This is a genomic window from Corticicoccus populi (genome assembly GCF_042686195.1).
Taxonomy (GTDB): domain Bacteria; phylum Bacillota; class Bacilli; order Staphylococcales; family Salinicoccaceae; genus Corticicoccus; species Corticicoccus populi.
Genome location: NZ_JBHUOQ010000001.1, coordinates 1,537,888 through 1,551,402, shown reverse-complemented (window position 1 = coordinate 1,551,402; position 13,515 = coordinate 1,537,888). Strand labels below are relative to the sequence as shown.

General features: G+C 40.1%; 13 protein-coding genes. 10 read left to right on the top strand and 3 right to left on the bottom strand.

Annotation, left to right across the window (positions count from 1 at the left end; all coding sequences use genetic code 11):
* Positions 1 to 9: 9 nt before the first annotated feature.
* Positions 10 to 555 carry a TetR/AcrR family transcriptional regulator gene (locus tag ACFSX4_RS07825; protein WP_377773254.1) on the bottom strand — a complete coding sequence of 182 codons (546 nt, stop codon included), beginning with the start codon at positions 553 to 555 and terminating at the stop codon, positions 10 to 12.
* Between the two features lie 192 nt (positions 556 to 747).
* On the opposite strand from ACFSX4_RS07825, the gene ACFSX4_RS07820 reads away from it, so the two are divergent.
* The 6 genes from ACFSX4_RS07820 to ACFSX4_RS07795 all read left to right on the top strand — a co-directional run bounded on the left by ACFSX4_RS07820 (position 748) and on the right by ACFSX4_RS07795 (position 7,302).
* Entirely contained in the window at positions 748 to 1,662 is a 915-nt protein-coding gene (locus ACFSX4_RS07820) for an alpha/beta hydrolase (RefSeq protein WP_377773252.1), read from the top strand.
* Positions 1,663 to 1,762: 100 nt separating this feature from the next.
* Positions 1,763 to 2,401 (top strand): SDR family oxidoreductase, encoded by a 639-nt coding sequence (locus ACFSX4_RS07815; RefSeq protein WP_377773250.1) that lies wholly within the window; start codon positions 1,763 to 1,765, stop codon positions 2,399 to 2,401.
* 74 nt (positions 2,402 to 2,475) lie between these two features.
* Positions 2,476 to 3,405 (top strand): alpha/beta hydrolase, encoded by a 930-nt coding sequence (locus ACFSX4_RS07810; RefSeq protein WP_377773248.1) that lies wholly within the window; start codon positions 2,476 to 2,478, stop codon positions 3,403 to 3,405.
* A gap of 70 nt (positions 3,406 to 3,475) precedes the next feature.
* Complete coding sequence (locus ACFSX4_RS07805; RefSeq protein WP_377773246.1) at positions 3,476 to 4,186, top strand: dihydrofolate reductase family protein; 711 nt, start codon at positions 3,476 to 3,478, stop codon at positions 4,184 to 4,186.
* Positions 4,187 to 4,316: 130 nt separating this feature from the next.
* Positions 4,317 to 6,449 (top strand): ATP-dependent Clp protease ATP-binding subunit, encoded by a 2,133-nt coding sequence (locus ACFSX4_RS07800; protein ID WP_377773244.1) that lies wholly within the window; start codon positions 4,317 to 4,319, stop codon positions 6,447 to 6,449.
* A 118-nt stretch (positions 6,450 to 6,567) separates the two neighbouring features.
* Positions 6,568 to 7,302: a hypothetical protein gene (locus ACFSX4_RS07795; RefSeq protein ID WP_377773242.1), complete on the top strand. Its 735-nt coding sequence runs from the start codon at positions 6,568 to 6,570 to the stop codon at positions 7,300 to 7,302.
* Positions 7,303 to 7,333: 31 nt separating this feature from the next.
* Here the strand turns inward: ACFSX4_RS07795 and ACFSX4_RS07790 are convergent, their stop codons facing one another.
* Positions 7,334 to 8,827, bottom strand: coding sequence for an MDR family MFS transporter (locus ACFSX4_RS07790; protein WP_377773240.1), 1,494 nt, complete (start codon positions 8,825 to 8,827; stop codon positions 7,334 to 7,336).
* 130 nt (positions 8,828 to 8,957) lie between these two features.
* On the opposite strand from ACFSX4_RS07790, the gene ACFSX4_RS07785 reads away from it, so the two are divergent.
* The gene (locus ACFSX4_RS07785; protein ID WP_377773238.1) at positions 8,958 to 9,383 is read left to right on the top strand and encodes an RDD family protein; all 426 of its coding nucleotides are present in this window, start codon (positions 8,958 to 8,960) and stop codon (positions 9,381 to 9,383) included.
* Between the two features lie 52 nt (positions 9,384 to 9,435).
* Here the strand turns inward: ACFSX4_RS07785 and ACFSX4_RS07780 are convergent, their stop codons facing one another.
* On the bottom strand, positions 9,436 to 9,870 hold the full coding sequence (locus tag ACFSX4_RS07780) for a hypothetical protein (protein WP_377773236.1): 435 nt from the start codon (positions 9,868 to 9,870) through the stop codon (positions 9,436 to 9,438).
* 77 nt (positions 9,871 to 9,947) lie between these two features.
* Here ACFSX4_RS07780 and ACFSX4_RS07775 point away from each other — a divergent pair, with 77 nt between their 5' ends.
* From ACFSX4_RS07775 to tatC, 3 genes are all read left to right on the top strand, one after another.
* The gene (locus ACFSX4_RS07775) at positions 9,948 to 10,760 is read left to right on the top strand and encodes a gluconate 2-dehydrogenase subunit 3 family protein (protein WP_377773234.1); all 813 of its coding nucleotides are present in this window, start codon (positions 9,948 to 9,950) and stop codon (positions 10,758 to 10,760) included.
* 46 nt (positions 10,761 to 10,806) lie between these two features.
* On the top strand, positions 10,807 to 12,525 hold the full coding sequence (locus ACFSX4_RS07770) for a GMC family oxidoreductase (protein WP_377773232.1): 1,719 nt from the start codon (positions 10,807 to 10,809) through the stop codon (positions 12,523 to 12,525).
* Positions 12,526 to 12,618: 93 nt separating this feature from the next.
* On the top strand, positions 12,619 to 13,479 hold the full coding sequence (gene tatC / locus ACFSX4_RS07765; RefSeq protein ID WP_377773230.1) for a twin-arginine translocase subunit TatC: 861 nt from the start codon (positions 12,619 to 12,621) through the stop codon (positions 13,477 to 13,479).
* Positions 13,480 to 13,515 lie beyond the last annotated feature (36 nt).

Genomic DNA, 13,515 nt, shown 5'->3' with positions numbered 1-13,515 from the left:
TGGCAGTTTTTAAAGATTGTGATACACAAGCTCTCCAACCTGTACTGCGACATCTTCCATATCTGCATCCAGTTCATCAAGCAGAAATGATTCAACAACGCCGACAACAGCCATACTTAAAAATTTAAGTGTGACTTTCTTTTTGACTTCATCCATTTCGTCGAGGGCAGTGCCCGTTCTTGCTTCTAAATCATCCTTGATAAACGTCAATAGTTTGCGTCTGAAGGAAAAAGTGGTCGTACTTTTAAATAAAGAAGCAAAGAAGGCTTTATTCTCCTCAAAGAATTCAAACCAGATAATGGAACCTTTGGATAGGTCAATGTCTTTCTTGTACTCACATATTTCCTTCAATTCTAAAAGGTAGCTGTCGACAATTGTATCGAGTAGTTCAAACTTATCTATATAATGAAGATAAAATGTTTTCCTTCCGATATCTGCTTCCTCGGCAATTCCTTTAACAGTAATTTCATCAAAGCCGTCATTCTCGAGTAGAGTTAAAAATGACGTTTTGATTGCCGACTGGGTTTTTATCTGTCTTCTATCCATAACTTTCATGTAAATCCCTCCATTTAATACCCACTTTTAAGTATGTGTGTCATAAGACACGTTTGTTCTATGCTGGTAATTGATAAAGTATGTATCATGTATTATATTATACACAAGGTCACTAAGACACTCAAGAGTATTTAGTGAATCGAGTGTATTAATGACTGGAGTATTCCAATTTTAATTTAGGAGGAATTATAAATGAGTCAGTCAGTAAGTTTTAAAAGTAAACAAAACAAATTAGCAGCGAACCTTTTTGTTCCGAAAGATTTTGATGAGAATAAACAATACGCAGCCATTACAGTGGCACACCCGGGCGGCGGGGTTAAAGAACAGACAGCCGGCATGTATGCAGAGAAATTATCTGAAGCAGGTTACGTGACAGTGGTTTACGATGCATCCCACCAGGGTGAAAGTGAAGGCGAACCAAAATATTTAGAAGATCCGTATGCACGTACAGAAGATGTCAGAGCATCTGTTGATTTCTTGACGACACTGGACTTTGTCGATAACGACAGAATCGCAGCACTTGGTGTATGTGCAGGCGGCGGCTACACAGTCGCAGCAGCACAGACGGACCGCCGGATTAAATCTCTCGCAACAGTGAGCATGGTGGATATCGGTTCATTGTTCAGAGAAGGTATCGACCGTGTGGTACCGGTTGAAGATCAGCTTGGATTCTTAAAACAGATTTCCGACCAGCGTACAGCAGAAGCAAACGGCGGAGAAGTCGGCATGGGCGGTTATGTACCGGAAGAACTGGATGATTCTATGCCTGAAAATTCAACAATGTATCAGGGGCATGACTACTATTTAACTGACCGCGGCTGCCATAAAAATGCACCGAACAAGATGGTATTAAGAAGTTTCACTGAAATCGGATCATTTGCACCATACGCATATATCGATCCATTATTAACACAGCCGTTCTTAACTATTGCCGGCAGTGATGCAGATACACGTTACTTCAGTGTGGAAACAGTTGAAAATGCAGCGGGCGACAACAATGAGTTCTTTGAAATAAAAGGTGCGTCCCACGTAGACTTATACGACAAAGAAGAGTATGTGAGCCAGGTACTGCCTAAGCTCGAATCATTCTTCTCTGAAAATGTTTAATCTTTAAAACTGAAGCCGGGTCACTTCGACTTGGCTTCTCTTCTCATAGAGTCTTTAGAAAAATGATAATACTGTGATTGAAATTTGAAGGAGAGATAATATGACAAACGTTTTAGTAGTCGGTGCAAGCGGCCAGATTTCAAAAGAAGCGATTGACCTGTATTTAGAAAAAACAGATTTTGATTTAACACTCTTTTTAAGAGATGAATCTAAACTGCCTGCATATGATTCAGACCGTATCAGTGTTATTGAAGGAGATGCGACGGATAAAGATGCAGTAGAAGCAGCGGTTGAAGGAATGGACGTTGTATTTGTAAGTTCAACAGGTGACACTTTAGGGACTCAGGCGCAGGAAATTGTGAATGCGATGGAGAAAAAAGGTGTAGAACGCTTAATCTTTGTGACTGCATTACACATTTACGATGAAGTTCCGGGTAAATTTGGTAAGTGGAATGATGAGAATATCGGTCCATACCTCGGCCCGTTCCGCGAAGCAGCTGATATTATCGAAGCTTCAAGTTTAAACTATACAATTCTGAGACCTGCGTGGCTGACGAATTATGATGAAGTGGAATATGAAACGACTGCGAAAGGCGAACCGTTTAAAGGGACAGAGGTTTCAAGAAAAAGTGTTGCAGACTTATCTGTGGACCTTTCAAAAGATTCAAGTCTTCATTCCAGAGAAAGTATCGGTATGAATAAACCGAATACAGACGGTGACAAACCGGACTGGATGTAAGAGATTAGTATTTAGCGTAATTGTGTTTAATTAAACGAATAAAATAATAGTAGATTTAGAAAGGACGATTTTTAATGGGAATCATTGAAGAAAGAGTTGTATTTAAATCTCATAATGTAGATGTTGTCGGTGTATTAAGAAAGCCTGACAATAAAGACGGAGAAAAGCTTCCGGCGATTGTTTCTGTACACCCTGTGAGCGGATCGAAAGAGCAGACTGCAGGATTGTATGCTGAAAAATTAGCACAGGAAGGTTTCGTCACACTCGCGTACGATTCTTCCCATCAGGGTGAAAGTCTTGCGGATCCGGAATATGTTGAGAATCCATTTTACCGTGTAGAAGATGTCAGATCAGCGGTGGATTATTTAACCACTTTGGATATTGTGGATAATGACAGAATCGGAGCCATCGGTATATGTGCAGGCGGCGGTTATGCAACAAGTGCGACGATGTCGGACCGCCGGATTAAAGCACTCGGTACTGTCGTTGGTGTGAACTTCGGGCGTTTCAGCAGAGAAAGTGATGTGACGCCGGACGCTGCAATCAGAGATTTAGAAAAGATTGCTGAACTTCGTACCAACGAAGCGAACGGTGCTAAGCCTTTCGTAACACAGTATATTCCGAACTCTCCTGAAGAATTAAAAGAGTCAGGGATTGAAGAACTGGACGTTAAGGAAGCAGTGGATTATTATCGTACAGACCGTGGAATCAGCGAGAATTCTCCGAACAAATGGAGATATTCAGGTTCAGCAGGACTGTATACGTTTGATGCATTCTTCCCGGCAGAAGACTTGTTAACACAGCCGCTCCAGATTGTAGCAGGAGATGTACCAGGGGCATTCGGTTCATATCGTGATGCTTTTGACTTATTCAACCGTGCACGTTCTTCTGAAAAAGATTTGCATATAGTTAAAGGTGCAACACACTATGATTTGTATGATCAGCCGGAGCCTGTGGATGAAGCATTAAGCAAATTGGTTCCATTCTATAACAAACATCTTTAAATAAAATTAAAAAAGTGATAAGAGAACTTCCTCTTATCACTTTTTTAAAACGATAATGGAGGAATTTTAAATGGCAAAGCCGTATATTGTTGTTCATATGACAATGTCTATCAATGGAAATATCACTGGTCCCTATCATTCTACAGGGGATGCAGAAGCAATATCTAAAGCGTATGACCGCACGGACCAGACATTCAACTCGAATGCACTTCTTTTAGGAAGAAGAACGATTGAAGAAGCGTTTACGAATTTTCATGAACCCGAATTAAATGATAATCCCAAAAAATATGACCGTACAGATTTCAGGGCGGATACTAATCTCGACCGTTATGTCGTATCTATTGATCCATCAGGAAAAGCCGGATGGCAGAAGAATTCGATTCAATACAGTACGAGACCTGAAATGCATGTGATTCAAGTGTTGACCGAACAGGTATCTGATGCCTATCTTGAGTACTTGAGAGACTTGAACATTTCATATATTTTCGGCGGTGAAGAACGTTTGGATTTATCGCTTGTAGCAGAAAAATTAAATGAACAGTTTGATGTGGAAACATTGACAGTTTCCGGCGGCGGAAGTATCAACTGGTCGTTTTTCAAGGAAGAATTAATTGATGAAGTCAGTATCATTCTTGCGCCGGTTGTAGATGATCATCTGAACCGTCCTGCATTATTTGATAATAATGATGAGAATAATTCAAGAGTTCCTGAGGCATTTCATTTAAAGAATGCAGAGCGGGTTGAAGGCGACGGATTATGGCTTCAGTATACTAAGAAATAAAAAGAAAAAGTTTTAAAATATAGTAAGCATTAAGTTTGAAAAGTCATAATGGACTCCTTATAATATAGTTATAGTCAAAGATAGTCAAAGTCAATAATAGTTAGACTATCAAAACATGGAGGGATGACATATGATTTGTCAAAACTGTGGAATGAATGAAGCAAACGTAAATTTAGCAATGAACATGAATAATCAAAAGATTCAGGTACATTTATGTAATGAATGTTTTAATGATATAAAAGACCAAATGATGAATAACAATGATGCATTCGGCGGTGCATCATTCGACAGCAGTAATTTTTCACAAAATCAGCAGTTTCAAAGTAACAATGGACAGACAAGAACAAAAACACGCCGTAAAGCAGCACAGGACAACAGTCTGTTAAACCAGCTGGGTAAAAATATATCCCATGATGCAAGAAACGGGAAAATTGATCCGGTCATCGGCCGTGAAAAAGAAGTGAAGCGTGTCATTGAAACATTAAACAGACGCAATAAGAATAATCCGGTGTTAATTGGTGAGCCGGGTGTCGGTAAAACCGCTATTGCAGAAGGACTGGCTTTAAAGATTGAAGAAGGTTCTGTGCCCCGCAAATTAATGGAGAAAGAAATTTACGTTCTCGATGTCGCATCCCTGGTTGCGAATACCAGCATGCGCGGTCAGTTTGAAGAGCGTATGAAGCAGTTGGTTAAAGAACTTGAAGAAAGAGAAGATGTGATTTTATTTATTGATGAAATCCATCAGATTGTCGGTGCCGGAACTGCCGAAAGTTCTCAAATGGATGCGGGAAATATTTTAAAACCTGCACTTGCAAGAGGAGAAGTCCAGATTATAGGTGCAACGACTCTGAAAGAGTACAGACAGATTGAAAAAGATGCTGCCCTTGAAAGACGTCTACAGCCGATTATTGTTAAGGAACCTTCACTTGAAGAAGCGGAATTAATTCTAAACGGTATTAAAGATAAGTACGAAGCATTTCATGAAGTATGTTACTCCGATGAAGCAGTTAAGGCGTTTATTACTCTGTCGGACCGTTATATTCAGGACCGTTTTCTTCCGGATAAGGCGATTGATTTAATGGATGAAGTCGGTTCAAGACTGAACTTATCCAATTCTGAAAAAGACTCAAGTGCTATTGAAGCGCAGCTTGAGGATATTAGAAAGAAAAAAGATCTTGCTGCAGAAGAAGAGGATTATGAAGAAGCTGCACACCTTAAATATAAAGAAATTCAGTTAACAAAACAGCTTGAAAAAGCGAAAGGTGAAGAACAGACGATTGAAGTGGATATTTCTGATATTCAGCTGATAGTTGAAGAAAAAACAGGGATTCCGGTGACAAAACTTCAGACGGATGAGCAGCAGAAGATGCGGAATCTTGATGATGCATTATCCGAAAAAGTCATCGGTCAGGATGAAGCGGTGCAAAAAGTTTCAAAAGCTGTCCGCAGAAGTCGTGCCGGTCTTAAATCGAAATACCGTCCAATCGGATCATTCCTGTTCGTCGGTCCGACAGGTGTCGGTAAAACTGAGCTGACAAAAGCACTCGCAGAAGAATTGTTCGGTTCAAGAGAGTCATTAATCAGACTCGATATGAGTGAGTATATGGAAAAACACACTGTGTCTAAAATTATCGGTTCTGCTCCGGGTTATGTCGGTTACGACGAAGCGGGACAGCTGACGGAAAAAGTCAGACGCAATCCGTACAGCATTATACTCCTTGATGAGATTGAGAAAGCACATCCGGATGTACAGAATGTCTTCCTTCAAATTATGGAAGATGGTCACTTAACAGATTCACACGGACGCACTGTGAGTTTTAAAGATACTGTCATTATTATGACCAGTAATGCAGGTACGGGTGTGAATACGAACAGTGTCGGCTTTACGCCGGACCAGCATGATTCTGTTTCCGCACTTGAAACACTCGGTGATTATTTCAAACCGGAATTCCTGAACCGATTTGATTCCATCGTTCAGTTTAATGAATTAAAAGAAACAGACTTGATGAAAATTGTAAACTTAATGCTTGCTGATTTACAGAAAACAATTGAGGAGCAGTCAATCCGAATTGATATTTCTGAAGATGCGAAAGAAGAATTAGTGAGACTGGGTTATGATAAACGATTCGGTGCAAGACCGTTAAGACGTGTCATTCAGGATAAGGTCGAAGACCAGCTGACTGATTTAATACTGGAAGAAGATACTGTCGGTCATGTCAGTGTTGAAGTAACAGACGGTGAAATTTCAGTAGTGAAAATATAGTATCACTTGAATATGATTATTTAGTCCGGACCTGTGGGTTCGGACTTTTTATGTATTTGACCGTCATATTTTTGACATATATAATAAAAGACACAATAAAATAGAACGGAGTCACTATATGAAAACGAATATAGGCAGTAAAGTGAAGTTTCTGGGGTTAATATTCCTGTCTTCAATTATACTTTCAGCATGCAGCAACCCATTTGATTCTCTTGCAGATGAAATCAACGGGCTGTTCTCAGACGGTGGTACATCAGAGTCAGGTTCAGGCGGAAACGGGGAAAATGATGCTGAAGCGTCATTATTTAATTATGAATTACTGAACGGGCAGGGCACTGAAACAACACTTGAAGAAGGCGAATATGAGGTTGGAAAAGATATTCCGGAAGGCCGTTACAGAGTAACAAGCTCTGAGGGACGCGGTAATTTTTCTGTCACGAGCGAATCAGAAAAACGTCAGAACTTTGTCAACGCAGTAGTATCGGATGATGAGAGTGATGAATCCGCTGCAGATGAAATTATTACATACTTATTCGACGGGCATGAAATTACGATTTACAGCACATCGCTGTCATTTACACCATTTGAAGGGACAGTCCCGCTTGATGCCCTTCCTCCCGGTCAGTATATTGTGGGAGAAGATATAGAGCCGGGGACTTATGAAATTTCTGCGGATACTGAAGAGAGCTATCTTTCATTTGATGTATACAACGGCAGTCATCAGGAACGTAAAATGCGTCTTCAGCTGGGGGATCCGAGCTATGGCGGTGCTAAAACGCACATGGCGTTACTTGAAGCGGGTGATATTGTAGTCACTGACGCACCTGAAATTAAATTATCACTTGAAAATTAAAAAAACCAGAGCCTCAGACAGGCTCTGGTTTTTAATTTTGTTCTGCATCATTAACTGCATCTGATTCAGGGGTTTCATCTATCGGACGTGCACGGTAAACAATAAATGACAGGAGTACCGCAACGAGTGTGAATATGAAGATGATAAAGTACACAAGTTCAACACCGGCAACAAATGACTCACGGACAGCCTGCTCTGACTCAGGGTTTGATACACCGCTCAAGTAGTGTGCCTGATGTGTATTCAGGATACTGATAAACACTGAAACACCGATTGCACCCGCAAGCGGCTGCAGTGATGAAATCACGGCTGTACCGTGTGGGTAGTAATGTTTCGGCAGCTGGTTTAAACCATTTGTCTCAGCAGGCATCATTGTTGCAGAGACGGACAGCATGATGAGTATGAAACCAACAACAATCAGCCATGTTGGTGTACTTAAATCCATTCGGCTGAAGACAAACATTGTTCCTGCAAGAATGATTGTTGCAGGAATCATCATGACTCTCGGACCGACCTTATCGAATAAAGCACCCATGAAAGGTGACATAATACCGTTCAGGATACTTCCCGGCAGCAGTACGAGTCCGGCTGTTGCAGCACTCAGAAGCAGTGCCCCCTGCATGTATAACGGCAGAATCAGTTCGGACGCGAACATTGTCATAACGATAATGACAAACATTACAACGGCATGGGAGAACATCGGATATTTAAATACACGTACATCCATCACAGGTTCTTCAAGTTTAAGCTGTCTTAGGACAAAGAAAATAATACCTAAAAGTCCTGCAGCCATAGGAATCAGAACATCCAGGTTGGTAAAACCTGCATCACTTTTACCAACTGAACTGAATCCATAAATCGTTGCACCAAATCCGACTGTAGAAAGAATGACAGAAAGCCAGTCGATTTTAGGTTTTGTTACTTCCGATACGTTGACTAAATATTTATAGGCAAACAATATTGAGAATATTGTAAAAGGGATGACAACGATAAATAAATATCTCCATCCTAAATATTCAACGATGACACCGGATAATGTAGGACCGATTGCCGGTGCAAACATAATTACTAGACCGAGTGTACCCATGATTTTACCGCGTACTTCAGGTGGATAAATCAGGAGAAATACGTTGAAAAGAATAGGCATCAGCATCCCGGTTCCTACCGCTTGAACAAGTCGACCTGTCAATAAAATAGAGAATGTCGGCGCACTTGCTGCAATGATCGTTCCGATTGTAAATACAGTCATTGTTCCAATAAATAACTGCCTGGTTGTAAACCATTGAAGTAAAAGTGCTGAAACCGGAATGACGATACCCATGACAAGCATAAATCCGGTTGCCATCCATTGAACGGTCGGCAGTGTGATATTGAATTCTTCCATCAGTGTAATTAATGCGATATTTAAAAGTGTCTCATTTAGAATCGCAAAAAATGCACCGATAATAAGAGAAATCATTATCGGCTTCGTTTTAACATCAGGATTCTGTGACAAATATTCATACTTTTTTTCATTATTATTCATATAATGTACCTCTATTAAATTATTTCCAGCTAAGAAATTATATATTTTTCAGGCAATATATACAAGTTACATTCTCATTACAAAATATATGTTAGTATAAAATGGATGCACAAACTGGGAGGGTACAACTTTGCTGGAGTTTAGAGGATTACTGCCGAGACTCGCCGCACGTATTTTGGATATCATTATTATCGGTGTGCCGAGTGGTTTTATAGTAGGATTTAGTTTTGGATTCACGTACGTCACAGAACGAAGTGATAATTTCATCTTCAATATAGTGATGCTGTGTCTCACAATTATATATATGGTCGCTGTTCCGTTACGATGGAAAGGTTATACAATAGGAAAACGTGTGTGTTCGATTCATATTCTAACAATGAATCAATCACCGCTTAATTATAAAGTAATGTTGAAAAGAGAGTTATTCATGTTGATTGTCTATCCCCTGTCTTTCGGTATACTGGCAGTCATTTCAATGATTATGATGGTGACAAGAGAAGACAAAAGAGCCCTTCATGATTTATACGCAAAGACAGCAGTTGTCTCTGATAAATAAAGAAATTTCCCGGGAAATAAAAAAGGATATAGATGCGAAAGCATCTGTATCCTTAATTTTTTAAATAATTATTCTGAAATTCTTTATAGAGTATATCTTCAAAGTAATTTCTATTGGCTTGAATGTACGCTTCTACAAGCAAGTAACTAAAGAAAGAATAATAAACACCGCCGATAATTACCCAGTGGTTCCCTGTTAAAAAGAAGCTGAACAGGCTTGGGATGAGTATGCAGAGAAGCAGCAATGCAATACTGACATAGCGGTAAAAATTCAGCTGACGAATCTGGTTGCGTACTTCATCAGTAATATCTTTTACAAATGCCGCATATTTATCCTCGGAAGAACCGGCCAGATGATCTTTAGCATCAGTAGTTAGAAATTCTGTTACAGTGATTTCACCACTGTAATCATTTTCTAAATATTTAATCTCAACATCCTTATTAGGCTTAAATAGATAATGAGAAACCTTTGAAAAAGGAATATTCATTTGTGTAACCTCCTTGTATATTTTCATTTTATCATGTAAAATCTATAAAGTTAATAATTTTTTAAGAGGTGAATGTATTGTCTAACGATGAAATTAAAAATCATAGTGACGAAGAAGAAAAATCTTTCTCCCGTCGTAATTTCTTGAAAATGTCAGGCGTTGCGACAGGTTCACTGGTTGCCGGTACATATTTAGGGTCATTACTCGGAGACGGTGATACGGCAGTAGAGACTGGCGAAGAATCAACTGCAGGTGAGGGTGCTTCTGAGGAATCAGGTGGAGCAGCAGAGGACTACTCTAAAGCACTGAAGTTTTTCCATGTACAAGATCAGTTTGATACGATTCAGGCAGCAGTTGAAAGAATATTTCCTGCAGATGATAATGGTCCCGGGGCAGCAGAACTTGGTGTTGCTTTTTTTATTGACCATGAACTTGCGGGCGGTTACGGATTGAATTCGAAAGAATATAGAAAAGGACCGTTTAAACCAGATACAGCAACAGCATATCAGGGACCGCAGTATGCGATGAACCGTCGGGAAGTTTATTTAGAAGGAATTTCAGCATTAGACAGAGAAGCTAGAGACAATCATGATGCTGAATTTTTCCATGAGCTGGAAGATGATCAGCAGGATGAAATACTGCAGGCAATGCAGGACGGCGATGTTGATATGGTCGGCGTACCTTCAAGCTATTTCTTTGAACAGTTGCGACTTGCGACGCTTTCAGGAACTTATGCAGACCCGTTATACCGGGGTAACAAAGATATGGCAGGCTGGGAAATGAAGAGCTTCCCTGGTGCTTATATGAGCTACATCAATGAAATTGAATCAGAAGAATTTAATGAGATGGAGCCTCAGGCGATGGCATCTCATGTGCAGCATGACCATTAATAGTTAAGTAATGAATGAAAAGAGAATTATAGGGGGCTTATTTTAAGTGGCTACAGAATTAGATAGAAAAGAAGTTGTCGTTGTCGGCATGGGCTGGGCAGGCAGTATTGTTGCTGCAGAACTTGCCAAAGCCGGTAAAAACGTCATCGGACTGGAACGTGGCGCAGAAAGAAAAACAGAAGACTTTTTATTAGCGCATGATGAATATAAATATGTTATCGGTCAGGAATTAATGCAGGATTTATCAAAAGAATCCATGACCTTTAGAAGTAACCCGGATGAGGAAGCACTGCCTATGCGACAGTTTGGTGCTTATTTAATCGGAACGGATGTCGGTGGCGGCGGTGTACACTGGAATGGTGATACATGGCGTTACCTGCCGTATGACTTTGAAATTAAATCTCAAACTGATGAAAAATATGGTGAAGATAAAATATCTGACGACTATTTGATTCAGGACTGGGGTATTACGTACGATGAAATGGAACCATACTATGAGAAGTATGAATTAACTTCCGGGGTGAGCGGTGAGCAAAATCCTCTGGCACCTGAGAGAAACATTCCATTCCCGACACCGCCTATGTTAATGACACCATTGCTTCAAAGATTTACAGATGCATGTGAAAATGTTGGACTCCATCCGTTTAGACTCCCGTCTTCGAACCTTTCAGAGGAATATACAAATCCAGATGGACAGACTATTGCAGCATGTCAGTACTGTGGATTCTGTGAACGTTTCGGTTGTGAGTGGGGAGCGAAAGCATCACCAATTACAACAACAATACCTGCAGCAAAAGAGCACGATAATTTTGAACTTCGTACATTTGCCAATGTGGTTGAAATTACAAAAGAAGACGATGAAGTGACAGGTGTTACTTTCGTAGATACACGTTCTCATGAAGAATTTTTCCAGCCGGCAGATGTTGTTGTTGTCACAAGTCATACTACAAATAACACTAAACTGTTGCTGCACTCAGATCTTGGGACACCATATGACCCTGAGACTGGTGAAGGAACAGTAGGTAAAAACTATACACACCATATTACACCTGAGGTTTATGGTTTCTTTGACTGGGAATACAATGCATCTATGGGTGCCGGTTCACTTGGTGTATCTGTTGATGATTACAACGGCGATCATTTTGATCACAGCGACCTGGACTTTATTCACGGCGGCTCTATCACTATGAAGCAGCTGGGTAAACGTCCGATTGCTGAAAATGCTGTACCTGAAGGTGTTAAAAACTGGGGTGCGGAATTTAAAACAGAATCTCTTAAAGCATATAACACTTCTGTAGCTGCAACGTCACAGTGTATTACACTGCCGCACAGAAATAACTATTTATCATTAGACCCTGAATATACTGATGATTACGGACGTCCGCTACTGCGTGTGACTTATGATTTCACTGATCACGATAGAGCAGCTCATGAATTTATGACTGACAGAATACAGGAAATCATTGAAGAAATGGGAGCCGTATCATTAAACCGTGGAACACTTGATGAGCATTTTGATATTTATAAACCATTAAATGACCACATTTTAGGCGGTACTATTGTAGGTGCTGACCCTGAGACAAGTGTATTAAACAACTACTGCCAAATGTGGGATGAAGATAATGTATTTGTTATCGGCGGATCTTCCCTGCCTCACAACGGCGGTTACAACCCGACATGTACAGTAGGTGCATTTGCCTACCGTGCAGCAGAAGGTATTGAAATGTATCTGGATGATAACGGCCCGCTTATTGATGCAGAATAGTTTGATTTCATGTAGAATAAAATAATGATGACATGAAATAAGGCATATGCGTTTACCGTATATGCCTTATTGTTTACACAGGAAGGTGAGGAAATGGCGGATAAAAACCCTCGTAAAAATTTAATAAAAGCACTCACGAGCGGCGGTGATGAGAATAGTAATAAAAGGCGTAAGCTGACGGCTGAGAATCCTGATGCGACTTTGATAGAACATCTGGACGATCTGAGAAGTGTATTAGTGAAATCTATTCTTGTATTTGCGGCATTTTTCATCCTCATTTTCACAACAATCCAGTTTTGGTTTCCTTATTTAACAAAGGGACATGAGTTGATTGTCCGAGGGCCGTTTGAGGTCATCCGCTTCTACTTAAGAACTTCCGGAGCGATGGGAATAGGCTTGAGTCTGCCGTTTATCTGCTATTATTTATGGCAGTTTATGAGTCCCGGACTGGTTGAGAAAGAAACGAAATTCATCAAATCATATTTTCCGTTTATGATGTTTTTATTCCTCCTTGGAATCAGCTTTGGATATTTTGTTGTTCATCCAATCAGTTATTATTTCTTAATCCAGATGGGTGAGCAGAACTTTGATGTACTGGTTACAGCAGATGAGTACATGTCATTTCTGTTGATGACAACAATGCCTTTCGGTTTGATATTCCAACTTCCGATTGTCGTACTATTCCTACATTACATTGAACTGCTTGATTCGACAATCATGAAAAATATCAGGCTCTATGTGTACTTTGGACTGCTTGTCATTACTGCGTTGATAGCTCCGCCGGATTTCTTCACACATATCATTACGGTGTCACCAATGATTGTATTGTATGAAATCAGTATTTATATTGTTAAAATCAGAGAGCGCAGACGCAGGAGAAAAGAAGAAAAAGAGACAGTCCTTTATGAAACAGAGCAGAAAGAAGAACAAACTGAAGTGAATGATAAGAAATAGAATATAGTTGTAAAGTGCGGTATCTGTGATTGAGGC